Below are 26270 nucleotides of genomic sequence, written 5' to 3' on the forward strand. Positions count from 1 at the left end.
GCCCGGCCCACATAACCCACACCCACGGTGGCGCCGGCCACATACAACTCCCCGACCACCCCCACCGGCACCGCACGCAACCACCCATCCAGCACAAACAACGCCGCCCCCGCCACCGGCGACCCGATCGGCGGGGCCCCCGACCCCGCCGTCAACGGCGCACTGGTCGCCACGCACATCGTGGTCTCAGTCGGGCCATAGGCATTGACCATCACGCGCCCCGGCGCCCACCGATCCACCACTTCGGATGGGCAGGCTTCACCCGCCATCACCAATGTCGCCGACTCCAAGCCCTCACCCGAAAGCATCGCCACGGCCGACGGCGTCTGGGTCAGCACGCTGACCTGTCCGGCGACCAGCACCTCGCGGAAGTCTTCCGGTGAGCCCGTGACCTCTTCGGGCACCACCACCAGCCGCCCGCCCCGCAGCAGCGCACCAAAGATCTCCCACACCGACACGTCGAAGGCCAACGAGTGACACAGCGGCCAAACCCCGGCGGCCGGCAAGCCAGCATCTAACGACCCCAGCAGCTGGGTCACGTTGTGGTGAGTGATGGCGACACCTTTGGGGACGCCGCTGGTGCCGGAGGTGTAAATCAGGTAGGCGATGTCATCCGGGTTCGGCGCTGGCAACGCGGTGCTGAGCTGAGTCTCAATGCGGGGTTCGTTGAGATCGATGACGGGCAGATCGGTGCCGTCGAGCCGGCTGGCCAGACCGGTGCTCGTAAGAACGGCCGTCGGTGCGGCGTCCTTGAGCACGAATCCGATCCGATTCACCGGCACCGCCGGGTCGATCGGTAGATACGCCGCCCCGGTCTTGAGCACCGCCACAATCGCCGTGACCGCCGCGTCCGAACGCTCCACCAGCAGCGCCACGCACCGTCCCGGGCCCACACCCTGGCCGGTCAGCAAGTGCGCCAACCGATTAGAGGCCAGATCCAGCTCGCGGTAGGTCATTGAGCGGCCCTCGTAGGTCACCGCCACCGCATCCGGTGTCTCGGTCACCCGCGCGGAGAACAACGCCGGAATCGACACCGGCGCGGTCACCGGCTTGCTCAACACCGCCCGATTACCGAACCCATCCAGACGGGCACGCTCAGACTCATCCAGCACATCGATCGACGACAGCGCCCGGGTCGGGTCGGTGGTCATCGTCGCCAGCACCCGATCCAACCGCTTGACTAAGTCGCGGATATCACAATCCGAAAATAATTGCCCAGCGCCAGCGGTGCTGAGAAAAACCCGATCATCGTCTCTATAAAAGAACAATCCAACTTGATCGACGAGATTTGTGTGTGTCAGGGTCCCCGATGCCGGAGCGCCAGCAAAATCCAACAGATGTGTAGTCGGAATGTAATTAACAACTACCCGATTCGGCGCTCGCCCGGAGCCGCGGAGACGCACCTCATTCTCAATAAGGCGCACTGGGAACCGCTGATGCTGTAGCGCTTCCCGCAGTCGCGTGTCGACATGTTCGCAAAAGTCAGCAACTGCAGTCCCCGGCGATGCTTTCAACACCAGTGGGACATCCCCGGAAACCATGCCTGGAACCATCTGTATTTCCGGACGCACACGCCTGCTTACCGCAAATTCGAGCACCACGTCTGAACTCTCGGCGTCGAACCCATGCACCAGCAGCGCGCAGGCCGCAGTAATCACCGACGAGCGACGCAGTCCCAACGCCCGCGACAACTCCTGCATCCCTGCGACGGCGACAGGGTCCAATTCAACTGGTACAGAAGACTCATAGGGATCACGCTCATTCGCAGCGCGCGTCAACCTATAGCTCGGTTCGCTTGCCGGCGGCAGGTTCCTCGTCCAATAAGCCTGATCATCGAGGTAATCGGTGGACTTATTGTATTCTAACTCGCATGCAATCAGATCATTCAGTGGCCCAAAAAAAGCAGGCGGAATCGACGCCCCCGAAGCCATTGCAGAATAGACATCTGCTATCCGATGACAAATAAGAGCGAGGCCGACCCCGTCCGCCACTATATGATGCCAGCACACGAACCAAAAGAATTGATCTTCCCGCGTCTGCAACAACGCAAATTTGAACAGCGGCCCGGTAAGCGGCATCAGCGTGCACTGAATCGAGGACATCAGCCGGTAGGCGTCCTGGATCGGATCCTGCGCGCCCGTTAGGTCGTAGCAAGCAAGCTCAACATCCGGGTAATCGACCGCCTTCTGAAAAACCTGCCCGTCCACTTCGAAAAAAGAAGCTCGAAGCGGTTCGGCCTCGCGCACCACTTGAACGATCGCGCTCTGAAGCAAACCAGGGTCTACTCTGCCCTCGATTCGCACAAGCTCGCCCATTTGCCACCGCGCAGCAAAGCGGCCAGTTTCCTGCGCAAGCCAAATGTCTAACTGTCCACGCGTGAGCGGAAGCGCTCGGCTGTCGAGTTGCATCCGTCTACTCCACCCCGAAGTGACAAGTCGCTCCCCCGCTCTGCGTCGTCCCGCCCGCCCGCAGACCCGAGTGACTAGAAATGCGACTTTAACTGCTGCCAACGAGACGGTCCGGCGTTTCGTCAAAGTTCCTAATTAGATTCGAGAGTTCTCCGATCCGATGCCGCGCCGGATTGTGCCGGTTGCGCTTCCCCACCACGGTTCTGGCAATCTGCCGGCTGGTAGCTCGGCCATATCCGGTGGGTAGAAGCACTTCCGAACATTCGCGATCTAATACGCCTTAGAGATTCTCTCGCTGCAGTATCCCTGGCACGCTGAAGATCTGCGGCGCCGTGAGCGAGCTGAGCCGGCGCGAGGCGATCATCGATGTACGGCCCGCGAAGTGGTGCGCCGCCGCGACGGTCGGTGACCAGGCTGGCCGATGGTCTAGCCCGACTCGGGTTACGCCTCTTCGCTTGTGGATTCGGCGGCTATTTCGGTGCCGAGGCGCTTAACATTCCTATTGTCTATTGCCAGCCGATGGAGGCGGATTGAACGGACTCGAGAACCTCGATTTCTTCACTGACAAGTCGGTGGTCGATGACCCGTACCGCTATTACGACGCGATTCGTCGTTGCCCAGTACAGCGTGAGCCAGCGCATGGGGTGGTGATGGTGTCGGGGTATGACGAGGCTGTCGCCGTGCAACGCGACGCCGAACAGAACTTCTCGGTATGCAACATAGTCAGCGGACCATGGTCGGGGATCCCGAGGGTAACCGACAGTGACGACATTTCGGATCTGATTGAACAACACCGCCACAGGGTTACGTTCGGCGACTACTTCATAACGTTTGATCCTCCGAGACACACCGCGCACCGCTCGCTGTTGAACAGATTATTTACGCCGAAGCAGCTAAAGAAGAACGAGGATTTCCTGTGGCGTTTGGCGGACGAGCAACTCGACCGCTTCGTCGCGGAGGGTAAGTGCGAGATCGTCATCGACTACAACTTTCCGTTCACGCTGGTCGCCATCACCAATCTGCTGGGGGTGCCCGAGGCCGACCATGAGAGATTCCGGCGCGCTGCCACCGCCAGCCGGATCGAAGGTGAACGCAGCGGCTTCGTCGGCGTAAAAGAGGAGTGGTTCGTCGACTACATCGAGGATCGGCGGCGCACGCCGCGCGGGGATGTGCTCACCGAGCTTGCGCTGGCAAAGTTTCCCGACGGAACGACACCCGCCGCGATTGACGTCGCCCGCGTTGCCACGTTCATGTTCGCCGCCGGCCATGGCACCACGATCGATCTGCTGAGTCTCGCGATGCTAATGCTGGCGGAGCGCCCGGACTTGCAAGAGCAGCTGCGCGAGGACCGCTCAAAGATCCCCGCCTTCATCGAGGAAATGCTGCGCTTCGAAAGTCCGATCAAATCAAACTTCCGCATGGCTCGGCGCACCACCAAAATAGGGAACGTTGATGTGCAGGCCGGTACCAGCGTACTTGTAATGAATGGTGCGGCAAACCGCGATCCACAACGGTTCGACCAACCCAGCGAATTCCGCCTTGAACGCCCAAATATATTGCAACACATCGCATTCGGCCGCGGTATCCACACTTGTCCGGGCGCCCCGATTGCACGCGCCGAAGTGCGGGTGAGTTTGGAACGAATCCTTGATCGGATGGCCGACATTCGGCTGTCAGAGGCAGAGCACGGTCCGTCAGGCGATCGTCGGCTCGAATGGGACCGCACCTTCTTGTTCAGGCGCCTCAAGGAATTGCACCTGGAGTTCACCCCGGTTGAGTAAGCCATTCGATTGCAAAGAACGCGGTTCGACTCGGCGTGCGACGACTTCTTCAGCGTGTGCACCGTCGCCCCGCCTCCATCAGGAGGGTCGGTAGAACGTCGGCGCGAAAGACACACCAGCTCCGGGCGCGAGCCCTGAGCACAGCGAGCTGCTGTGCCGCTACCACCACTACTGCGTGAGCTCGGCGATGCCAAGCGGAAGCGGCCCGGCCGGTTCCCAAGCCTGCTGTGTCACGATCGAACGCCTGTCTTTGCCATGTTCGCCGAGTTTCTCCGAGCTCCGGGCCAGTCAACGCAGACCCCGCGGAAAAGCGGTAAGAGGATTTCGGCCGCGCGCCGGCGGGGTGAGTGCGCCGGAGGAGCTCGAAGACCACGATCTGCTCGGCGCCACCGACCGTCCGGCAGCAATGCGGGCTCTGCGAGCTGGGTTCACTCCCCAACCGTCTTGAACGTCGGTGCGAGCGTTCAAATAAGGGGCGTTTCGTTGCGCTAGCCAGTGACCCATCATGTTTATGTGGTCAGTTTTGCGGTTAACGACCGCTGAAATTCCGTAGGGTTGCCGCAATGCCGACTCTCACGGCGAGAGGGGCACTACATCACTGGACGACACAACGCGCGGAGCGAGCCCGATGCCCGTCAAACCGACCACGCCAGGCCGTACCACCAGAGACTTCGCGACCAGGCTGCCACCTCGGTGGTTCGTCGCCGCGGTTATCGCGATCGGCGGCATGCAGTTGATGGCCACGATGGACGGCATGATCGCGGTCGTCGCCCTACCCAGGATTCAGAATGAGCTGGGCCTGTCTGATGCCGGGCGAAGCTGGGTGATCACCGGGTACGTGCTGACCTTCGGTGGGCTGGTGCTGCTGGGCGGCCGCCTCGGTGACACCATCGGGCGCAAGCGCGCCTTCATCGTCGGCGTCGCGCTGTTCACGATCGTCTCGGCGATCTGCGGAATCGCCTGGAACGGGGGCATCCTCGTTTTAGCGCGGCTACTGCAGGGCGTGTCCGCCGCGATCATCGCGCCAACCGGTATGGCGCTGGTGGCAACCACTTTCGCGAAAGGGCCGTTGCGCAACGCTGCGATGGCGGTGTTGGGCGCGGTCGGCGGTCTCAGCTCCGTTCTGGGTCTGGTGGTGGGCGGCTTGCTCACCGAGGTGTCGTGGCGGCTGGTGTTTTTGGTGAACGTGCCGATCGGGCTGCTGGTGCTTTATCTGGCCTGCACGGCGCTGCGGGAAACGGAGAAGGAGCGGACAAAGCTCGACGCGGCAGGGGCCGGGTTAGCGACGTTGGTCTTTACCGCCGCAGTGCTCGGGTTCTCGATGGGTCCGGAGCAAGGCTGGCTGTCGCCCGTCCCGATCGGATCGGGTGTGGTGGCGCTGGGCGCTTTCGTGGCGTTCGTGGTGGTGGAGCGCAGGGCAGAGAACCCGGTCGTGCCGTTTGGCTTGTTCCTCGACCGCAACCGGTTGGCTATGTTCGCGGCCATGTTTCTGGCCGGTGGGGTTATGTTCACCCTGACGCTGCTGATCGGCGTGTACGTGCAGGACATCCTCGGCTACAGCACGCTGCGCGCGGGCGTGGCGTTCATCCCGTTCGCCGTCGCGGTGGGCGTCGGGGCGGGCGTCTCGTCGCGGTTGGTGATGTCGTTGCCGCCGCGGGTGGTGGTGATCATCGGCGGCTTAGTCGTGCTGGGCGCGGTGCTGTACGCCTCGATGCTTCACCGGGGCGTACCGTACTTCCCGAATCTGGTGCTGCCCCTCGTCATCTCCGGTATCGGAATCGGCGTGATGAACGTGCCGCTCGCGCTTTCGCTGATCGCCAGCGTCGGTTTGGACCAGATTGGGCCTATATCGGCAATCTCGCTCATGCTGTCCCGTCTCGGCGGGCCGATGGTGCTGGCGGTTATCCAGGGCGTCATCACCTGGCGCACAATGCAACTCGGCGGCACCACCGGGCCAGTGAAGTCCATGAACGCCGCCCAGTTGCATGCACTGGACCACGGCTACACCTATGGCCTGCAGTGGCTGGCCGGGGTGGCCTTGCTGGTCTGTGGGGTAGCGCTGCTCATCGGCTACAGTGCGCAGCAGGTGGCGCATGCGGCGGAAGTCAAGAAGGCTTACGACTTAGGGGAACTGTAGCTCAAACCAACTCGCGCAGGGGTTCGACGAGTAGCGCGGCCAAACGCGGACCTGAAGCCACCCGAGGCCATACCAAAGGCGCGGAGCCCCCTGTCAGGATTGAACTGACGACCGCTCGCTTACAAGGCGAGTGCTCTACCACTGAGCTAAGGAGGCGGGGTAAAACCGGACCCAGCCTAATGCGTCACCCATTGCTGTCGATCACGCCTGTCGAGCGGACCGTCCGCGACGAGGGACGCCGCCGGCCCGGCAGCGGAATCCGATCGGCAATGTTGCTCAGCGGGTTGACCACCATGGTGAGCGCGATAACGGCTTCTTGCAAGGTGGCGATCGCGGGCTCGAGCGCCTCCATCCCGGGCGTCAGTCGAGCCAGGGTGTCGGCGACGTCGGCGAGTTGATCCAGCGGCCCATTTTTGGCCGTCAGCTTGTCGATGAGCCCGCCCTCGCTGAGCAGCCGGTCGGCCAGGCCGTCCTCGGCCAGCAGCCGCTCGATCAGACCGTCTTCGGCGACCAGTTGATCGGCCAGCCCGCCGGGCTGCAGCGTGCGCTGCAGCGCGCCACCGTCGGCGGTCAGGCGGTCGAGCAGGCCGCCCTCCGACGTCAGCATGTCGACCACCCCGCCCGGGCGCAGCAAGCGATCGATCGGGCCGTCCGGGGCCACGGCCCGGCCCAGCGGGGCGTCGTCGTCGAGCAGCCTGGCCAGTCGATTGGCCCGGACAATCGCGTCGTCAATCCCCAGCATGGACGTCATCGCGCTGGTGCCGGCGGTCCCGCTCTCACCCACAGCCCGCTTGGCCACGCCAACGGCCGCGCTCGCGACGTTCAAACCCGCGTCCGCGGCGGCCAGTCCCACCCGGGCGGGCGCGGTCGCAGCCGACACGATGCTTCTGGTGAGGTTCATTCCAAGAGTCTATTCGCGAGGCCCGACCGGGCAGGGCTTTACGTCCCAAGGCAATACGATGATTTCTGGCAGACTACTATCAGTTCGTTGGCACTGAGCTTTCAGGAAGCGCACAACGGTCACATAGCAAACGTTCAAGTAAGGGCATGGGCATCTGATGACATCGGCGACCCCCAGTGACACCAAATCGGAGGCACGCGTCCTCGTGGTCGACGATGAGGCCAACATCGTCGAGTTGCTCTCGGTGAGTCTGAAATTTCAGGGATTCGAGGTCTATACGGCAACCAACGGCGCCCAGGCCCTGGATCGGGCGCGCGAGGCGCGTCCCGACGCGGTGATCCTCGACGTGATGATGCCGGGCATGGACGGGTTCGGGGTGCTGCGGCGGTTACGCGCCGACGGAATCGACGCCCCCGCATTGTTTTTGACCGCCCGGGATTCCCTGCAGGACAAGATCGCCGGCCTGACGCTGGGCGGCGACGATTACGTGACGAAGCCTTTCAGTCTCGAAGAGGTGGTGGCCCGGTTGCGGGTCATTCTTCGTCGCGCCGGCAAGGCCGGGGCCGAACCGCGCAGCGCGCGCCTCAGTTTCGCCGACATCGAACTCGATGAGGAAACCCACGAGGTCTGGAAGGCCGGTCAGCCGGTATCGCTGTCGCCGACCGAATTCACGCTGCTGCGTTACTTTGTGATCAATGCCGGCACGGTGTTGAGCAAACCGAAGATCCTCGACCACGTGTGGCGCTACGACTTCGGAGGTGACGTCAATGTCGTCGAGTCCTACGTGTCGTATCTGCGTCGCAAGATCGATACCGGCGAAAAGCGGCTGCTGCATACCCTGCGCGGGGTGGGTTATGTATTGCGGGAGCCGCGGTGAGCCGGCCCGCGGTGAGCAGCGGTAGTGAAGAAGTAATTAGATGGTCACCAAGCCCCGACGTGGATTGCCCCTCCGGATAGGGCTCGTCGCCGCCACCCTGGCACTGGTCGCCTGTGGCCTCGCCGTTTCCGGCATCGCGGTGACGTCCATCCTGCGGCACAGCCTGGTCGGCCGCATCGACTCCACACTGCTCGACGCGTCCCGCGGCTGGGCGCAGGCCCCGCGGCGGCAATCGCCACCGGCATTCAACGGTCCCGATCCGGGGCGGCCGCCGTCGAAGTTTTATGTGCGCGGCGTCAGCACCGACGGCACCCCGTTCACCGCGATCAACGACCGCAACGCCGAACCGGCGCTACCGCCGGACAACGACGTTGGCCCTAACCCGACGACGCTGCCGTCGGTCAACGGCTCGGACATTCAGTGGCGGGCCGTCTCGGTGCACGGTCCGCACGGGCTCACGACGGTTGCGATTGACCTGTCCGACGTGCAGCACACGCTCACCTCGCTGGTCTGGTTGCAGATAGGTATCGGAGTCGCGGTGCTGGCCGTTGTCGGAATCGCCAGCTTCGCGGTGGTGCAGCGCAGCCTGCGGCCGCTGGTCGAGGTCGAGCAGACGGCCGCTGCGATCGCTTCGGGCCAGTTGGATCGCCGTGTGCCAGAACGAGATCCGCGGACCGAGGTGGGCCGGCTATCCCAAGCGCTCAACGGGATGCTCGCGCAGATTCAGCAAGCGCTGGCGTCCTCGGAGTCTTCGGCGGAGAAGGCCCGTGGATCCGAGGACCGGATGCGACGGTTCATCACCGACGCCAGCCACGAACTGCGCACCCCGCTGACCACCATCCGCGGCTTCGCCGAGTTGTACCGCCAGGGGGCCGCCCGCGACGTTGCGATGCTGTTGTCGCGAATCGAAAGCGAGGCCTCCCGAATGGGCCTGCTGGTCGACGACTTGCTGCTGTTGGCCCGCCTCGATGTGCAACGGCCTCTCGAACGCAATCGGGTGGATCTGCTGGCGCTGGCCAGCGATGCCGTGCACGATGGGCAGGCGATGGACCCCGGGCGAACCATCACCATGGAGGTCCTCGACGGTCCCGGCACCCCGGAGGTGCTCGGTGATGAAGCACGGATCCGCCAGGTGCTGAGCAACCTTGTCGCCAACGCCTTGCAACACACCCCGGAAAGCGCCGACGTCACCGTGCGGGTGGGCACCGATGGCGACAACGCGGTGCTCGAAGTGGCGGACCGGGGCCCCGGCATGAACGAGGAGGATGCATCGCGCGTCTTCGAGCGGTTCTATCGGACCGATTCGTCGCGGGCCCGGTCCAGCGGCGGCACCGGTCTGGGGCTATCCATCGTCGAGTCGTTGGTGCGCGCGCACGGCGGTGTGGTCAGCGTGACCACCGGGCCCGGGGAAGGCTGCAGCTTCCGGGTAACGCTGCCCCGCATCAGTGACGTGCCGTCGCACGAGCCGGCTCACGCCAACTGAGCCAGTGCCGCCTTGATCCGGGCTTGGGCCTCGTCCAGCGATTGCGCCGACGGGTTGCGGTCGACGTGGGCGAAGCCGAAGTCGCTCAGGCTGCGGGTCGGGAAGACGTGCACGTGCAGATGCGGCACCTCTAGCCCGGCGATGATCAAGCCGGACCGCTCCGTCCTGAAGGCCTTGCACACCGCCTTGCCGATCAACTGGCTCACGGACATGACCCGGGCGAAGGCCGGTCCGTCGACGTCTTGCCAGTTGTCGATCTCGGCGCGCGGCACGACGAGCGTGTGCCCCTGGGTCATCGGCTCAATCGTCAGGAACGCGACGACATCGTCGTCCTCGTAGACGAAGCGGCCGGGAAGTTCACGGTTGATGATCTTGGTGAAGATCGACGCCATGGGCCCCAGCATAGGTGCGGCAAATTTGTGGTCGGGGGCGGCCGCCGCATTGCCGGGGCGTGCGTGCTGCGCTGGTCGGCTCAGCCCTCTTTGCCGAACTGCATCATGTCGAGATTCCAGTAGCCGCGCATGTTGGTGATCAGCCCCGACTCATCGACTTTATAGGTGAACACGCCACGCACCGAGCTGGTGAAGCCGCCGTCGAACTTGCTGTTGAGCACCAGGATGTGGGCGATCTCGTCGGGCGAACTCGACGGGAAGGTCTCCTCGCATGTGATGGAGAGCTGGTTGGCGGCGATGTTGGTGTCGAAGAACGTGCCGACCGCCTCCTTGCCGCGGATTCCCTTGCCGTCCGGGTTGGTGACGGACTTGCCAATGGGATCTTCGATGACGACGTCGTCGGACATCAGTGCCAGCCAGCCTTCCCGGTCGTGGGCCTGAACGCACCGCCACGACGACTGCGACGCGGCGAGGGCCGGGGACGCCTCAGCCTCTTCGGTTTCGGTCATTTCTCTTCTCCTGTCACTAAATAGCGCACGCGGCGCGCGCGCCGTCCTCGGTGGCTTTGCGGATCAGGCCAAGTCCGGTGCAGTCGCCGGCGGCATGCACCTCGGCGCCGGGCAGGGCGTCGACGACGGCATCGAACAGTGCGGTGTCGGGCTCGACCGTGCCGGCCAGCACGACGTTGTCGGCGGCCAACTGTCGGGTGGCACCTCCGGCAGGGGTGAATTCCACTGCATCGGAGGTGATGCGTTCGGTGGCTGCGCGGACGTGCACGGTGACGCCCAGCCGGTCGAGACGGTCCATGTGTTCGGTCTTGCGCTTGTTGCCCACTTCGGGAGCGATGTCCTTGCCGGCTTCGAGTATGGCCACCAACCTGCCCCGGCTGGCAAGGAATTCGGCCAACTCCAGTGCGACCAGATCACCGCCGACGATCACGACGCGGCGTCCCAGCGGCATCCAGGCCCGGCTGGCGAACCGAATGGTGGCGGGTCGCAGCAGAAGTTGCCGCCAGCCGGACAACGCCACAGCACCGACGCGCTGCCAGGGCGGAGCACCGGATTGCACACGGCCACAGAGCAATTCACGCAGACCGGAGCCGGTGTGCACGTGCGCGGCCTCGGCGCCGGGAATCGGGGGCACGACGACGCGGCCGCCGGTGGCCACCACGACCGCGTCCGGGGCGGCCGCGACGACGTCGTGCACCGAAGCCGGGCGGCCCAGGCGGACCTCGGTGGAGCTGACCCTGAGCTCGTCGCAGAGATATCGCAGAAACGCCTGGTTTTCCGGGTGCAGCACCGAGGCCCAGCGCAACGCCCCGCCCAGCTGTGCGCTGCGCTCGAAGAGTGTGACGTGGTGGCCGCGTTCGGCAGCCACGCGCGCGGCCTCCAGCCCGGCTGGTCCGCCGCCGACCACCACCACCCGTTTGGCCCGGTCGGCGCGGGGCGCGGACAGCTGTCGTTCCTTGCCGGTGCGCGGATTGACCGCACAGTCGACGGAGAAGCGCTGTTCCATTGCGTCGATACAGTTCTCGCATGAGATGCACTTGCGGACCCGGTGGGCCTGGCCGGACGAAATCTTGCGGGGCAGGTCCGGATCGGCCAGCAGCGGGCGCCCCATGGCGATGAAGTCCGCACGGCCATCGGCCAGGATCCGTTCGGCGCGGAAAGGGTCGTGGATGCGGCCGACGGCGATCACCGGAACGTCGACCACCTGCTTGACGGCGGCAGCGGCGCCGACGTTGAGTTCGTCGCCCTCATCGGCGGCGTTGACCATGCCGGTGACCAGCCGGTCGATCACACCGCCGCTGACGTGGAACGCGTCGACGCCGGCGGCGACGAGTTCGGGTGCCAGTCGGGCGGTTTCGTAGATAGCCCGGCCGCCGGCGACACGTTCATACCCGGAAATGCGCAACGTGATGGGCAGGGCATCGCCGATCTCGGAGCGAATCGCGGCCAGCGCCTGGAGCACCGCCCGCGCCCGGCCGTGCGCCGAGTCGCCTCGATAGGCGTCGGTGCGCCGATTGCGTTGCGGGGCAAGGAAGGAGCCCAGCAGCATATAGCCGTGCGCGGCGTGCAGCTCGATGCCGTCGTAGCCCGCCTCGACCGCACGGCGGGCCGCGGCCTTGAACAGATCGAAAACCTCGGTCAGCTGCCGCGTGCTGATCTCGGCGCACGGGCGTCCGGTGAGGTAGGACGGAATCACCGAGGGTCCCAATGAGTCGACACCGAACAGCTCCGGCCCCAGGCCGTCGGGTCCGGCGTGCACGATCTGGGGCTGGATCTTCGCGCCGTGCTCGTGCACCGCCTCCACGAGGGCCCGGTGCGCGGCAACGGCGTCATCGGTGGCCAAATGCAAGCCACCGGGAGTCTCCGGGTGGTGGTGGTCAACCCCGGTGGCGCCCAACGTGATCAGCCCGACCCCACCGCGGGCGCGTGCCGCGAAGTAGTCGCGGGTGCGCTCGGAGGGCAGCCCGTCCGGCGTGCCGTACATCGTCTCCATCGGAGACATGACCAGGCGGTTGCGCACGCTCATGGCGCCGATTCGTCCCGGCGCCATGAGGTGGCCGAAGCCGGTCACTGAGCGGACGCGGCTGATGGGTGTTTACCGGTCGGCGTCGGTGAACCGGATGACGCCGCGAATGTTCTTGCCGTCCAGCATGTCCTGGTAGCCGTCGTTGATCTGCTCCAGCTTGTACTGGCGAGTGATCATGTCGTCTAGGTTCAGCTTGCCGGCCTTATACATCGACAGCAGCTGCGGGATGTCGTACTGCGGGTTGCCGCCCCCAAAGATGGTGCCCTGCAGGTTCTTCTGCATCAGGGTCAGCATCGCCAGGTTCAGATTGACATTGGTGTCCAGCAGGCTACCGATCGCGGTCAGCACGCAGGTGCCGCCCTTCTGGGTGATGTTCAGGTAGTTGTCGATGTCGGCGCCTTGCAGCTCACCGACCGTGACGACGACCTTGTGGGCCATCAGGCCGTAGGTGACCTCGGCCATGCCCGCCATCGCGGCCATGACGTCGGGGTAGACATGGGTGGCGCCGAACTTCAGCGCCTGGTCGCGCTTCCACTCGACCGGGTCGATCGCGAAGATGTAGCGGGCGCCGGCGTTGACGGCTCCCTGCAGTGCGGCCATGCCGACGCCGCCGACGCCGACGATGGCAACGTCTTGCCCCGGGCGGATGTCCGCGGTGCGGACCGACGAACCATAGCCGGTGGTGACGCCGCAGCCGACCAGCGCGGCGACCTCGAACGGGACGGACGGGTCGATCTTCACCACCGAGCTGCGGTGCACGACCATGTAGGGGGAGAACGTGCCCAGCAGCGTCATCGGGTAGACGTTCTGGCCGCGGGCCTGGATGCGGAAGGTGCCGTCGGATACCGCGGCGCCGCCCAGCAGGCCGGCGCCCAGGTCGCAGAGGTTGCGCATGCCCGCCTGACAGGTCGGACATTGCCCACACGATGGGATGAATGACAGCACCACGTGGTCGCCGGGCTCGATGTCTTCAACGCCCGGACCGACCTCCGTCACGACACCCGCGCCCTCGTGGCCCCCCAGCACTGGGAAACCGGCCATCGGGATACCCCCGGTGACCAGGTGATGGTCGGAGTGGCACATGCCCGCCGCTTCCATCTGGATCTTGACCTCATGCGCTTGCGGGTCGCCGATCTCGATTTCCTCGATAGACCAGGGCTGGTTGAACTCCCAGATCAGTGCGCCTTTTGTCTTCACGATGGTCCTGACCCCATTTCGCCTTTGAATCGATCAGAGCTGACCGGCCCCTTCATGCCGGTCAACCAGGTGACGAGTGCCACAGGCACCCTTGTCGCGTCAGCATAGCGCGCGCAACAAATCAAATGCTTGGTTGGCTCCAGCGGCGATCGCAAGCGCGGCGTGGCCGGGCGCGGCGGGTCGCCGCCGTGGAGCCCAGCGGCGATCGCAAGCGCGGGGTGGCCGGGCGCGGCGGGTCGCCGCCGTGGAGCCCAGCGGCGATCGCAAGCGCGGTGTGGCCGGGCGCGGCGGGTCGCCGCCGTGGAGCCCAGCGGCGATCGCAAGCGCGGCGTGGCCGGGCGCGGCGGGTCGCCGCCGTGGAGCCCAGCGGCGATCGCAAGCGCGGCGTGGCCGGGTGCGGCGGGTCGCCGCCGTCCGTCACCAAATGGGGACGGGTGCCTCGCCAAGCGGGTAGTAGCCGGGCAGCTTCTCGCCGGCGATGCTGCGCTCGATGCGCTTCTGCATGCCCTCACTTAGGTCCCCGGACTCGATGAGCTTGCCGAACATGTACGCGACGTGACCGAAGTCGAAGAAGTCGCGCTGCCACTCGATGAGCAACTCGCTGTTCAAGCGAAACCAGCTGCCGCCGATGCCGTAAATCTCGTCCTGGGTGCCGTCGGTCTTGTTGACTATCTGTTTCCAGAACCCGACGATCTCGCCCTGCTTGTCGTCGATGAGCACCTTCTGGTACTCGTACACCCAGTTTTCCAAGCCCTGCATCTCCAAGCCCAGGGCGACATCGCGGATCTCGTCGACGCCCACGCACATCACGTCTTCCTTGGGGCCGATGTTCCAGCCGTATGTGGCGTCCTGGGCGTAGAAGTCGGCCAATGGCCGCCAGTCCCCCGCTTTTTCGCAATCCTTGTTGGCCTGCAGCCAGCGGTCGACCCATGCCTCGAGGTCCGCACGCGGGTGTGACGCTTGTGATGTCATAAGTCAGCCTTCCGGATCTTCTTTGATGAATAGTGCTTGCGTTGGACACATATCGACCGCGCGCTGCACATCCTCGCGGGCGTCTTCGGGCGGTTCGGGGTCGACGACCTGCACCTTGCCCCGCTTAGGCACCCGGAAGTAATCCGGCGCCTCCAGTTCGCACATGGCGTGGCCCTGACACAAATCGAGATCCACTTCGATCCTGAAACCGCTCATCGGACAGACTCCCTACGTGCCGCGCTTGCGGTATCGCACCTTGGCCGGCCGGGCAAGCTGCACCACCATCTTGGAATGGTCGTTGTGATAGCTGTCCGCCGGCTGTGCCATCTCGAATTCGTACTCGCGCAGCAGAACCGAGAAGATCGCCTTGATCTGCATCTGGGCGAACGCGGCGCCGACGCAGCGGTGCCGGCCCGCGCCGAACGGGATCCAGGTCCACCGGTTGACGATGTCGGCCTGCTCGGGCTTGTTGTAGCGATCGGGCTTGAACGCGTCGGGGTCGGGAAAGTCTTCGGGAATCCGGTTCGAGATCGCCGGGGACGCCGCGACGTAGTCGCCGTCGTGAATCGGAAAGCCCTCGACTTCGAACTCGCCCTTGGCCACCCGCATCAGGATGATCAGCGGCGGGTGCAGTCGCAGCGTCTCCTTGACCACGTTGTCCAGTTTCGGAATCGACCGCAGCGCATGGAAACTCACCTCTTGGCCGTCGGCATAGAGCTCCTCGAGTTCGGCCAGCACCTCGGCGTAGACGTCGGGGTGGCGAATCAACTCGATCAGCGTCCACGCCGAGGTCCCCGAACTGGTGTGGTGCCCGGCGAACATCAACGAGATGAACATGCCGGTGACCTCGTCGGCGGAGAAGCGGGAGTTGCCCTCTTCGTCTTTGATCGAGACGAGAACGTCGAGCATGTCGCGGTCGCTCTTGTCCTGGGGTGGGTCGGATAGCCGCTGGTTCATGATTTCCTGCACCAGCGCAACGAGTTTGACGCGAGCCTCGTCGCGGCGCCGAAAGCTCTCGATCGGCAGGTACGGATCGACGTAGCACAACGGGTCGGTGCCGCGTTCCAGCTCGTGGTAGTACTCCGCGAACCGGTGGTCAAGCTGGTTGCGGAATTTCACGCCGATCAGGCAGGCCGTCGAGGTGTAAATGGTCAACTCCGAGAAGAAGTCGAGCAGCTCGATCTCGCCCTCCTCGCCCCAGTCGCCAATCATCCCCTTGACTTGAGCCTCGATGGTCGCGGCGTGGCCCTTCATCTGCTCGCCACGCAGCGCCGAGTTGTGCAGCATCTCCTTGCGCCGCTCCGGGCTGGCGTCGAACACCACGCCCTTGCCGAAGATAGGCGCCATGAATGGGTACGCCGCAGCCTGGTCGAGATCCTCGTCCGCCGACCGAAAGAAGAACTCGTTGGCACCCGCGCCGGACAGCAAGATGACGTGTTTGTCGACCAACTGGAACCAGCCGACGTCTCCGCACTCGTCTCGGACGCGCTGCATCAAACCAATTGGGTCGGTGCGGAACTCCTCGAGGTGGCCATGCTGTTCCTCGCCGCCGGAAACCCGCGGCACGGTGGCAGATGTCGTCATTTGTGCACTCTCCCTGGGTGCGCGGTGCCCGGCGCATCGTCGCTTCGCGAAGTCGTCATGACGGCATCCCCTCTTCACCGAGCGCGAGTTTCTGGCGATCTTTATCGTCGGCCAACGGGGCCTCGGGCTGAAGCTCCATGTTCGCGATGAAGCCACCACGCGGCGTCTCGGCGACGAACGTGATGGCGCGTGCCAAATCCGCGGCGCGCAGAAAGTAGTCGTGGCGGGCCTGGCCCCACTTAGCCCAGTCGTGTAGTGCGGGACCGATCTTCTCGGCCGGCAGACTCCAGCCCATCGACGTCTTCGTCGGGCCGGGATGCACGATCGAGGCCCGCACGCCGGTGCCCTCGAGTTCCATCTGGAAGTTGGTGACCATGGCGACCAGCGCGGCCTTCGCAGCGCCGTAGGCGCCCATGTGCGGCCGTTGGCGCAGGGCCACGTCGGAGCCGACGAAGATCAGGTCGCCGCGCCGGCGTTCCAGCATGCCCGGTAGCACGGCGGTGGCCAGCCGGTTGGCGCCGACCAGGTGGATCTGCAGCTGCGACTCGAACTCCTCGGTGGTGATCTCGGCGAGCTTCCCGAAGTAGGTGTCGCCGGCGCCGGCCACCAATACCTCGATGTCGCCCAACGCGTCGACCGACTGTGCGACAAAGGATTTCACCGAATTCGGATCAGTCACATCGAGGTGAAACCCGACAGCCTCCCCGCCGTTGGCGTTGATCTTGCCGACGATGTCGTCGAGCTTCTCGACCCGGCGTGCACCGAGGGCGACGGGGAAGCCGTGCGCCGCGAGCTCGATGGCGGTTGCCTCACCGATGCCGGAGGAAGCGCCGGCCACGATGGCGGGCCGGCGTTCGGGCAAGGGTTCAAACCGGGGCATTCAGCGGACCTCCACGTTCATGGGTAGGTGAGCGAATCCGCGGACATTGCTCGAGTGGACGCGGACGGCGTTGGCCTCGTCCACCTCGTACCCGCGGATTCGCTTGAACAACTCGGTGAGCGCGACCCGGGCTTCCATTCGCGCCAGATGCGCGCCCAGGCAGAAGTGCGCGCCGCTACCGAAACTCAACAGTTTGGGCCCGATTTCGCGCCCGATCAAGTAGTGGTCGGGATTGTCGAAGACCCGCTCGTCGCGGTGCCCGGAACCGGGCAACAGCAGCAGAACGTCACCCTCGGGAATGGTGGTGTCGTAAAGGGTGAGCTTGCCCGACACGGTACGAGCCAGGATCTGGCTGGAGGTGTCGTAGCGCAGGGTCTCCTCGACCCACAGCGGCACCCGTGACAGATCCTGGTAGATCGGCGTCAGCTGGTCAGGGTTCTTGTGACCCCAAAAGGCGGCATTGGCAAGCAGTTTGGTGGTGGTCTCGTTGCCGGCGATCACCATCAGGAACATGAAGCCGAGCACTTCGTCATCGGTGAGCCGGTCACCGTCGATCTCGGCTTCCAGCAGCGCCGAGGTCAGATCCCCGGTCGGCTGCTCGCGCCGCTCGGCCACCATCCCCTGGTAGTAGACGATCAGGTTAAGGGAGGCCTCGACGGCCTCCGGTGGCACGTCGGTGACTCCTGCCTCGCGGTGCATGACCCCGTCGGCCCAGGTCCGAACCTGATCGCGATCCGGCTCGGGTACTCCCATCAACTCGGAGATGACGTCCATGGGCAGCTTGCCGGCGAACTCGTCGATGTAGTCGACCGCACCGTCCCTGCCCTTGTCCAGCATGGTGTTGAGATGCTTGCTCGCGATCTCGGTGACGCGCGGCTCGAGTTCGCGAATCCGGCGCGGGGTGAAGCCTTTTGAGACGAGCGTCCGCAGCCGCAGATGGGCGGGATCGTCCATCGCCAGGAACGACATCGTCTTGCTGGCATGCGGGCCTCGCGACGCGGGGTCGAGCGAGACGCCGTACTTGTTGGAAAGCGTTGTGCTGTTGCGGAATCCCTGCAGCACGTCTTGGTGCCTCGACAGCGCCCAGAACTTCAGCTCGTCATTGCGATACAGCGGGGCTTCGTCGCGCAGGCGCTTGTAGTAGGGGTACGGATCTTCGTGGAAGTCGTAATCATAGGGATCGAGGACCAACTCGTGGTCGCCCACATGGACGGTCATTTAGGTTCTTGTCTCCTGGCTTGTCTTCCCGGGCAGAATCAGACTCACCACATACGCCAACCGGTCGGCGATTTGGTGATAGGTGAACTGGCCACTGGCGGCCTGTACCAGCGCGCCGAAGAAAGCCATCTCGAGGGCGGCCACCGTATTCGGGTCGGCTCCGGGCCCAATGGCCGTCGCGATGCGCCGGTGGATTTCCGCGCCGATGCGGTCGCGCACCGCACCCACCGCCGGATCTGTGCCGCCACCGAGCAGTGCCGTCGTGCACGCGGCACCGACCTCGGGTTCGTCGGCGACCACCAGCGCCAGGTGACGCAGCACCTTGTCCACTCGGACCGGCATCGGCTCGTTGACGTCGGTGAAGAAAGGAACCTGCCGCACCAGGTCCAGATAGACCTCGGCGATCAGGTGGTTCTTCGACGAGAAGTAGGTATAGGCGGTGGCCGGCGCGACTTTGGCGCGGGCGGCGACCGCACGCACCGTCAGGCCGGCGTACGACTTCTCCCGCAGGGTTTCGATGCCGGCCGCCAACACCTTGCGGAAGGTCTCCTCCTGGCGGCGGTTACGCGCCGGCTGACCGGTCTGGCAGTCGCCGTCGGAAGTAATGGTCACCAGTGCGTCGCTGGACACATGTCCAAGCTAGTGGAAGGAAACGGCGAGAAGCAAGCCTAATCCGGATATGCGCTGCTCAGTACCTGAGTATTACGGTTTTGCGGACGACTTTCGGGATCGGCCCTTGCACCTTCGATGACCGGGCGACTATGGTTCGATCGGGCAATATCGGACAACTGTCCATTAGAATGGCGGGGCGGTCGCCGCGCACAGACGGGAGCGGGACATGGCCTTGTTGGCCGACGGCGTAAGTGAACTGTTCATCGACGGCAAGCTGTCGGCCGGAAGCGCCGGCAACTTCCCCACGGTGAACCCGGCGACCGAGGAGGTGCTGGGCGTTGCCGCAAACGGCGACGCCACCGACATGGACCGCGCCATCGACGCCGCGCGGCGCGCCTTCGACGAGACGGACTGGTCCCGCAACACCGAATTGCGGGTGCGTTGCATTCGGCAGCTGCGCGACGCGATGCGCGACCACATCGAGGAACTGCGCGACATCACCATCGCCGAGGTCGGCGCCCCGCGGATGCTCACTTCGGCCGCCCAATTGGAGGGACCGGTCGGTGACCTGAGCTTCGCGGCCGACACCGCCGAGTCCTACGAGTGGAACGCTGACCTCGGACAGGCATCGCCGATGGGCATCCCGACCCGGCGCACGATCGCGCGGGAGGCCGTCGGTGTCGTTGGCGCGATCACCCCGTGGAACTTCCCACACCAGATCAATCTCGCCAAGTTGGGACCCGCGCTGGCCGCCGGCAATACCGTGGTGTTGAAGCCCGCACCGGACACCCCCTGGTGTGCGGCGGTGCTCGGCGAAATCATCGCCGAGCACACCGACTTCCCGCCCGGTGTCGTCAACATCATCACGTCGAACGACCACCGAATGGGGGCGTTGCTCTCGAAAGACCCTCGGGTGGACATGGTTTCGTTCACCGGATCGACCGCGACCGGCCGCAGCGTCATGGGTGATGCCGCCGCGACCATCAAGCGGGTGTTCCTGGAGCTGGGCGGCAAGTCGGCGTTCGTCGTTCTCGATGACGCCGACCTGGGCGGGGCGTGCTCGATGTCTGCGTTCACCGCGGCCATGCACGCCGGGCAGGGCTGCGCCATCACGACCCGGCTGGTGGTGCCGCGAGCCCGTTACGACGAGGCCGTCGCGATCGCGGCGGGCACCATGGGCTCGATCAAGCCCGGCAACCCCGACGACCCGGGAACCGTGTGTGGGCCGGTGATTTCCGCCCGCCAACGGGAGCGAGTGCAGGGCTATCTCGATCTGGCGGTCGCCGAGGGCGGGACGTTCGCCTGTGGCGGTGGCCGCCCGGCAGACAAGGATCGCGGGTTCTTCATCGAGCCCACCGTGATCGCGGGCCTGACCAACGACGCGCGGCCCGCCCGTGAGGAGATCTTCGGGCCGGTGCTCACCGTGATCGCCCACGACGGCGACGACGACGCACTGCGCATCGCCAACGACTCGCCATATGGCTTGTCGGGCACGGTGTTCAGTGCCGACCCCGAACGTGCGGCCAACTTCGCCTCGCGGATGCGGGTGGGCACAGTCAATGTCAACGGCGGCGTCTGGTACTCCGCCGACGCGCCGTTCGGCGGTTACAAGCAGTCCGGGAACGGACGAGAAATGGGCCTGGCCGGCTTCGAGGAGTACCTGGAAATCAAAACCATTGCCACAGCGGTGCAGTGACCGCGCCAACTCGGCGACCGAGAGGAATACATGCGATTCGAGAATAAGGTCGGCATCGTCACCGGATCCGGTGGTGGCATCGGGCAGGCGTACGCCGAGGCGCTGGCCCACGAGGGCGCGGCGGTGGTGGTCGCCGACGTCAACGTCGAAGCCGCCGACGCGGTCGCCAAGCAGATCGTCGGCGACGGCGGAACCGCCATCAGCATTCCGGTCGACGTGTCCGACCCCGCGTCCGCCAAGGAGATGGCCGACCGCACGCTGGCCGAATTCGGCGGCATCGACTACCTGGTGAACAACGCCGCGATCTTTGGCGGCATGAAGCTGGACTTCTTGCTCACCATCGATCCGGAGTACTACCGGAAGTTCATGAGCGTGAATTTGGACGGGGCGCTGTGGTGCACCCGCGCGGTATACAAGAAGATGGCCAAACGCGGCGGGGGCGCGATCGTCAACCAGTCATCCACCGCTGCCTGGCTTTACGCGAACTACTACGGCCTGGCCAAGGTGGGGCTCAACGGTCTGACCCAGCAGCTCTCCCGCGAACTGGGTGGCCAGAAGATCCGGATCAACGCAATTGCTCCGGGGCCCATCGACACCGAGGCCAACCGGACCACGACCCCCAAAGAGATGGTCGACGACATCGTCAAGGGCCTGCCGCTGTCGCGGATGGGCACGCCCGCGGATCTGGTCGGCATGTGTCTGTTCCTGCTCTCCGACGAGGCATCGTGGATCACCGGACAGATCTTCAACGTTGACGGCGGACAGATAATCCGATCATGAGTCGCGCCGGCGACGATGCAGAGCGAAGCGATGAGGAGAAGCGGCGCCATGAGTGACGAGGTGAAGCTCGGCTACATCGGCCTGGGCAACATGGGCGCGCCGATGGCCACGAAGATGGCCGAATGGCCGGGCGGGGTAACGGTTTACGACATCCGGACCGAGGCGATGGCGCCCCTGGCCGAAAAGGGTGCCAGCCTGGCCGACAGCGTCGCCGACGTCGCCGCCGCCGACATCATTCACATCACCGTACTCAACGACGCCCAGGTGCGTGAGGTGGTCGGCGAGTTGGCGACCCACGCGAAACCCGGCACCGTCATCGCGATCCACTCGACCATCAGCGATACCACGGCGGTCGGGCTCGCGGCCGAGCACAAGCCGCGAGACATCCATATCGTCGACGCGCCGGTCAGTGGTGGGGTGGCCGCGGCGGCGCAAGGTGAGCTCGCCACGATGGTGGGCGCCGAGCGTGAGGTGTATGAGCGGATCAAGCCGGCGTTCAAACACTGGGCCGCGATCGTCGTCCACGCCGGGGAGCCGGGGGCGGGTACGCGAATGAAGTTGGCCCGCAACATGTTGACCTTCACCTCGTATGCCGTGGCGTGTGAGGCCATGAGACTCGCGGAGGCGGCCGGGCTCGATCTGCAGGCCCTCGGCCGGGTAGTCCGTCACACCGATGCCCTCACAAGTGGTCCTGGGGCGATCATGGTGCGCGACAACATGAAAGACATTGAACCGGATAACTTCCTGTACCAGTCTTTTGTGCACGCCCGCGGGCTGGGGGAGAAGGACCTGAGCCTGGCGCTGGCTCTCGGCGAGGCGGTCTCGGTCGACCTGCCGTTTGCCCAGTTGGCCTTTCAGCGGTTGGCTGCGGACCTCGGGGTTCCGCACACAGAGAAAGAGGCGTAATGGACGAGCTGCGCAGCAAGGGCCTCGCGAAGATGAACGAGGTCTACGGCTGGGAAATGCCAAACATCGAAGGCGACGCGTACTTCGACCTGACCGTCGACCACCTGTTCGGCAGCATCTGGACGCGACCGGGATTGTCGATGCGCGACAAGCGCATCATGACGCTGACGGCGGTTACCGCGATCGGAAACCGCGACTTGGCCGAGATCCAAATAAACGCAGCGCTTCTCAACGGCGAGCTCACCGAGACCGAACTGAAGGAGATGGCCGTCTTCCTCACCCACTACCTGGGCTTCCCGTTGGGTTCGGCGCTCAACGGCGCGGTCGACGCCGTCGTCGCCAAACGCAAGAAGGCCGCAGCGAAGGGTTCCGGAGAGGACAAGAAGGCCAACGTGGAGGGAGCGGTCAAAATGCACCGGGGCAACAAGGGCGACTAAGCGTGGCGTGAAGCCTCTTGCGCAAGTTGCACTCTCGAGCTGATACCCAACTTGGAGTAGACGTTGCTCAGGTGTGCTTGCACGGTGCGTGCGGATATAAACAGGCGCGCGGCGATGTCTTTGTTCGGCAGCCCTTCGCTGACGAGTTTCACCACATTGAGTTCGGCGGGTGTCAGCGATGCCCACCCGGTTGACGGTCGCTTGCGTTCGCCGCGGCCGCGTTGCGCATAGGCGAGCGCTTCTTCCATGGACAGCGCCTCGCCCTCGGACCAGGCGACTTCGAATTCGTTGTCGGCCGTCGCCTCGCGCAGCACAGCCACCGACGCGTCATGGGCCGCGTCGTAGATCTTGAAGCGCACGTAGCCGGTGCGGATGCGAACGCCCCGTGCGGCTCCGAATAGCCGAGCGGCGTCTCGGTGAGCGCCCGCCCAGACCGCAAGTATGGCGAGGCATTCGAGCGCGTCGGGAATGGCCAAGTACTTCTTGAGGTCCGCTGCGCGCGTGAGCGCGTCGTGCGCGTCGCACGCAGCTTGATCCGGTTCGTTCTGCGCGATCGCTACGCGCGCACGCGTCGCCAGCGCCTGGATCAAATGCACGCCTGGAGCCACCGAGACGGCATTGTCGGCCCGGTGGCGGGCCGCGGTCAAATCCCCCTGAGCGAGCGCAACTTGGGCAAGCGGGATGACGTTGACGACCGCCAGCTCGGGCTGGATGTTCATTAGTTGACAGGCCGCCTCGACGGCGCTGGCCGACGCGGGGAGGTCGCCTGCAGCCAGAGTCGCGACCGCCAACGCCGCGTAGGCGAAGCCCTGGTTGAATGCGCCGAAATCCGCCGCGACTTCGACAGCCGCGTTCGCGGCCGCCCGTGCCTCGCTCGTGTCGCCCGCATAGGCGAGCAGGTGGCTCAAGCTGATAAGGCTGGACATCCGGGACATCTCGTCGTGGGCCACCTCCGACTCGGCGACCAGATCGCGGAACTGCGCGAGGGCTCCGGTGACATCGCCTTCAAACCACTGCGCCAGGGCAATACACCAGCGACACATACGCGAGTTGAATCCGTCCCCGATCGCGTCGGCGAGGTCGCGTCCTTCCTCACCGGCCGCACGCGCGGCGATCGCGTCGCCCTTCCCGGTGATCGCCGCAAACGCCTGAACTTCCAGGATCTGGCTCAGACTCCAGTCGTCGCCCAGCGCGCGGGCGAGCCCCAGCGCCTCGTCGATGTACAAACCGGCGGCGTCGGCGTCGTAGGCGGTCAGACCGGCGCAACCGGTGAGCGCTCGGACCAGCAAGGCTGGGTCGTCGAGTTCACGGGCGATGGCCAGCGCTTCTAAAGCCTTATCCAGGTTGTCATGGATGTTTTGCCCGCCGTCGAGTATGGCCCGATCGGCGAGTGCGCGGGCACGAACCGCGGGCGGCGGCTCCATGCCGCAGGCGGTGGCATCGGCGAGCGCGGCGTCGAACCAGGCCGTTCCTTCCTGCACGCGGCCGCGAGTCACCCACAGCGGCTCTAAGGCCGACGCAAGTTGCAATGCGGTTGCGAATTCGGCGTTTTCGAGCGACCACGCGAACGCCGCCCGCAGATTGTCCATCTCGGTTTCGGCCTGCTCGAGCCGGCGCTGATGACCGGAGCGTACTGGTGTGTTGAGCAGGCTGGCGAGTGCGGTGTAGTGGTCGCGGTGTCGGGAGCGCACCGCGCCGGCCTCGCCGGACTCACCGAGCTTCTCCTGCGCGTATTGGCGGACGGTCTCCAGCATCCGGTATCGCGCGCCACCGAACTGCGTATCTTCGGTTACGACAAGGGATTTCTCGATCAGCAGCGTGAGCTGATCGAGTGTCTGATAACGCTCGATGTCGCTGCCACCGCATACGGCCTGCGCCGCATCGAGGTCGAATCCGCCCATGAACACGCCGGCCCGACGGAACAGGACACGCTCGGGCTCGGTCAGCAGCTCGTGCGACCAGTCGACAGATGCCCGCAGAGTCTGCTGGCGGCGCACGGCCGTTCGCGCGCCGCCGGTCAACAGCCGGAAGCGGTTGTGCAGGCTATCAAGGATCTGCGTCAACGACAGCGCGCGAACCCGTGCGGCCGCAAGCTCTATCGCCAGGGGTATGCCATCGAGGCGCCGACAGATCTCCGTCACCGTAGCCGAATCACCGTCGGCCACGCTGAAATCGGGGCGGACATGCCGGGCGCGGTCGGTGAACAACGCCATCGCCTCGTCGGCCAGTGACAAGGACGGCACCGCCCATGCGACCTCGCCCGCCACCCGGATCGGCTCGCGGCTCGTCGCCAGAATGGTCACCCGCGGGCAGGCCGCCAACAGCGCAACGGTCAGCGACGCGCACGCGTCGATCAGGTGCTCACAGTTGTCCAACAGGACGAGCAGGTGCCGATCACCGATGACACGGGTCAGCGTGTCCATCGTCGAACGACCGGCTTGATCGGGCAATCCCAGCGCGCGCGTCACCGCGACCGGCACGACGTCGGGGTCCGTGATCGGCGCCAGATCGACGTACCACATCCCGTCCCCGAAATCTTCATCAACCTCGTTCGCCAGCTGCACCGCCAGCCGCGTCTTGCCGACGCCACCCGCGCCGGTCAGCGTCACGAGCCGGTGTTCAAAGAGCAACCCACGCAGGATGGCGATTTCGCTGCCGCGGCCGACGAAACTCGTAAACTGCGGTGGAAGATGTTGCTTGCCAGTGGTTTTCGAACCGCGAAGCGGCGGGAAGTCGTTGCGAAGGCCCGCGTGACACAGCTGCGTCACCCGTTCGGGCCGGGGCAGGTCCCGCAATGGATGAGTGCCGAGGTCAAGCATCCACACGTCAGAGGGGAGTCCGTCGGCGAGCAGGTCACTCGTCGTGGCCGACAGGACAGTCTGGCCCCCGTGCGCCAGATCGCGCAGCCGCGCGGCGCGGTTGATGGCCGGCCCAACGTAGTTCGCTTCGTCGCGCAGTTGCACCTCGCCGGTGTGCAGGCCGATCCGCAAGCTGATCGGCGACAGCGGAGTGCGCTGCAACTGCAGTGCAAATGCGGCGGCGTCGCTGGCGCGAGCGAAGGCGACCACGAAGCTGTCGCCCTCGCCCTGCTCTACCGGGCGCACCCCGCCGTGCTGGGCCACGAGGTCCGACACCGCCCGGTCCAGGCGCGCAACTGCGGCGCTCATCTCGTCGGGGTGGTGTTGCCATAGCCGCGTCGAGCCCTCGACGTCTGCGAGCAGCAACGTCACCGTTCCAGTCGGGAGCTCGCTTACGCCCAAGTCGCTCCAATTCAGAGTCTCAAGCGGCGGCGTTTCCGCGCGTCGGCCGGTGGTCTCAGTCATGTTAGCCAGCATGCGGTAGTCGCACACAGCAAACATCGGCAGAAATGCCTAGATGCGGCTTCTGCCGCATTCGCTCGGATCTAGGCCTTTTGGCGAATGTTCTTCGTCTTCATCTGTCCCATAGTGAGCTGGTCGGACGTTTAGGAGGTCA

20 protein-coding genes, 1 tRNA gene and 1 pseudogene are annotated in these 26270 nt (G+C 65.1%); 8 read left to right on the top strand and 14 right to left on the bottom strand.

Annotation, left to right across the window (positions count from 1 at the left end):
* Nucleotides 1-2408, bottom strand: a 2408-nt coding sequence (locus AC5Y4F_RS22595) for a non-ribosomal peptide synthetase (protein ID WP_499998807.1), incomplete at its 3' end; no start/stop codon positions are given.
* Between the two features lie 530 nt (nucleotides 2409-2938).
* On the opposite strand from AC5Y4F_RS22595, the gene AC5Y4F_RS22600 reads away from it, so the two are divergent.
* Nucleotides 2939-4189, top strand: coding sequence for a cytochrome P450 (locus AC5Y4F_RS22600; RefSeq protein ID WP_499998809.1), 1251 nt, complete (start codon nucleotides 2939-2941; stop codon nucleotides 4187-4189).
* Nucleotides 4190-4817: 628 nt separating this feature from the next.
* Nucleotides 4818-6326, top strand: coding sequence for an MFS transporter (locus AC5Y4F_RS22605; RefSeq protein ID WP_067937979.1), 1509 nt, complete (start codon nucleotides 4818-4820; stop codon nucleotides 6324-6326).
* Nucleotides 6327-6410: 84 nt separating this feature from the next.
* On the opposite strand, the gene AC5Y4F_RS22610 is transcribed toward AC5Y4F_RS22605, so the two are convergent.
* A tRNA-Thr gene (locus AC5Y4F_RS22610) sits at nucleotides 6411-6482 on the bottom strand.
* Between the two features lie 28 nt (nucleotides 6483-6510).
* Complete coding sequence (locus tag AC5Y4F_RS22615; protein WP_067937976.1) at nucleotides 6511-7227, bottom strand: hypothetical protein; 717 nt, start codon at nucleotides 7225-7227, stop codon at nucleotides 6511-6513.
* A gap of 157 nt (nucleotides 7228-7384) precedes the next feature.
* Between AC5Y4F_RS22615 and AC5Y4F_RS22620 the strand changes: the two genes are divergently transcribed.
* Both AC5Y4F_RS22620 and AC5Y4F_RS22625 read left to right on the top strand, forming a co-directional pair.
* Nucleotides 7385-8104: a response regulator transcription factor gene (locus tag AC5Y4F_RS22620; protein ID WP_499998813.1), complete on the top strand. Its 720-nt coding sequence runs from the start codon at nucleotides 7385-7387 to the stop codon at nucleotides 8102-8104.
* A 40-nt stretch (nucleotides 8105-8144) separates the two neighbouring features.
* Nucleotides 8145-9603 (top strand): annotated as a pseudogene (locus AC5Y4F_RS22625) (sensor histidine kinase).
* Here the strand turns inward: AC5Y4F_RS22625 and AC5Y4F_RS22630 are convergent.
* The 10 genes from AC5Y4F_RS22630 to AC5Y4F_RS22675 all read right to left on the bottom strand — a co-directional run bounded on the left by AC5Y4F_RS22630 (nucleotide 9575) and on the right by AC5Y4F_RS22675 (nucleotide 18995).
* Nucleotides 9575-9979, bottom strand: a complete 405-nt coding sequence (locus AC5Y4F_RS22630) for an HIT family protein (protein WP_067937969.1) — start codon at nucleotides 9977-9979, stop codon at nucleotides 9575-9577. The pseudogene AC5Y4F_RS22625 and the gene AC5Y4F_RS22630 overlap by 29 nt on opposite strands.
* A gap of 80 nt (nucleotides 9980-10059) precedes the next feature.
* Entirely contained in the window at nucleotides 10060-10488 is a 429-nt protein-coding gene (locus AC5Y4F_RS22635; RefSeq protein ID WP_067937966.1) for a ketosteroid isomerase family protein, read from the bottom strand.
* Between the two features lie 16 nt (nucleotides 10489-10504).
* A complete protein-coding gene (locus AC5Y4F_RS22640; protein WP_255405046.1) occupies nucleotides 10505-12538 on the bottom strand; it encodes an oxidoreductase in 2034 nt (677 codons plus the stop codon).
* Nucleotides 12539-12583: 45 nt separating this feature from the next.
* Entirely contained in the window at nucleotides 12584-13711 is a 1128-nt protein-coding gene (locus AC5Y4F_RS22645) for an NDMA-dependent alcohol dehydrogenase (RefSeq protein WP_067937962.1), read from the bottom strand.
* 417 nt (nucleotides 13712-14128) lie between these two features.
* Nucleotides 14129-14683, bottom strand: a complete 555-nt coding sequence (locus AC5Y4F_RS22650; protein ID WP_067931347.1) for a nuclear transport factor 2-like protein — start codon at nucleotides 14681-14683, stop codon at nucleotides 14129-14131.
* Nucleotides 14684-14686: 3 nt separating this feature from the next.
* Entirely contained in the window at nucleotides 14687-14899 is a 213-nt protein-coding gene (locus AC5Y4F_RS22655) for a ferredoxin (protein ID WP_067931349.1), read from the bottom strand.
* A gap of 12 nt (nucleotides 14900-14911) precedes the next feature.
* A complete protein-coding gene (cyp51, locus tag AC5Y4F_RS22660; protein ID WP_067931351.1) occupies nucleotides 14912-16267 on the bottom strand; it encodes a lanosterol 14-alpha demethylase in 1356 nt (451 codons plus the stop codon).
* Between the two features lie 55 nt (nucleotides 16268-16322).
* Nucleotides 16323-17147 (bottom strand): SDR family oxidoreductase, encoded by an 825-nt coding sequence (locus AC5Y4F_RS22665; protein WP_067931353.1) that lies wholly within the window; start codon nucleotides 17145-17147, stop codon nucleotides 16323-16325.
* The gene (locus AC5Y4F_RS22670) at nucleotides 17148-18365 is read right to left on the bottom strand and encodes a cytochrome P450 (protein ID WP_499998819.1); all 1218 of its coding nucleotides are present in this window, start codon (nucleotides 18363-18365) and stop codon (nucleotides 17148-17150) included.
* Nucleotides 18366-18995, bottom strand: coding sequence for a TetR/AcrR family transcriptional regulator (locus tag AC5Y4F_RS22675; protein WP_067929895.1), 630 nt, complete (start codon nucleotides 18993-18995; stop codon nucleotides 18366-18368).
* 208 nt (nucleotides 18996-19203) lie between these two features.
* Between AC5Y4F_RS22675 and AC5Y4F_RS22680 the strand changes: the two genes are divergently transcribed.
* From AC5Y4F_RS22680 to AC5Y4F_RS22695, 4 genes are read left to right on the top strand one after another with little or no spacing between them, the layout of a single operon-like run.
* A complete protein-coding gene (locus AC5Y4F_RS22680) occupies nucleotides 19204-20673 on the top strand; it encodes an aldehyde dehydrogenase (protein WP_499998822.1) in 1470 nt (489 codons plus the stop codon).
* A 30-nt stretch (nucleotides 20674-20703) separates the two neighbouring features.
* Nucleotides 20704-21453, top strand: coding sequence for an SDR family oxidoreductase (locus AC5Y4F_RS22685; RefSeq protein ID WP_499998824.1), 750 nt, complete (start codon nucleotides 20704-20706; stop codon nucleotides 21451-21453).
* A 48-nt stretch (nucleotides 21454-21501) separates the two neighbouring features.
* Nucleotides 21502-22359, top strand: coding sequence for an NAD(P)-dependent oxidoreductase (locus tag AC5Y4F_RS22690; protein WP_499998826.1), 858 nt, complete (start codon nucleotides 21502-21504; stop codon nucleotides 22357-22359).
* Nucleotides 22359-22796: a carboxymuconolactone decarboxylase family protein gene (locus tag AC5Y4F_RS22695; protein ID WP_067929891.1), complete on the top strand. Its 438-nt coding sequence runs from the start codon at nucleotides 22359-22361 to the stop codon at nucleotides 22794-22796. Before AC5Y4F_RS22690 ends, AC5Y4F_RS22695 begins: the two co-directional genes overlap by 1 nt.
* Here the strand turns inward: AC5Y4F_RS22695 and AC5Y4F_RS22700 are convergent.
* On the bottom strand, nucleotides 22793-26131 hold the full coding sequence (locus tag AC5Y4F_RS22700; RefSeq protein ID WP_067929912.1) for a helix-turn-helix transcriptional regulator: 3339 nt from the start codon (nucleotides 26129-26131) through the stop codon (nucleotides 22793-22795). The genes AC5Y4F_RS22695 and AC5Y4F_RS22700 overlap by 4 nt on opposite strands.
* Between the last annotated feature and the right edge of the window lie 139 nt (nucleotides 26132-26270).

Source organism: Mycobacterium sp. NGS56, from assembly GCF_059812425.1.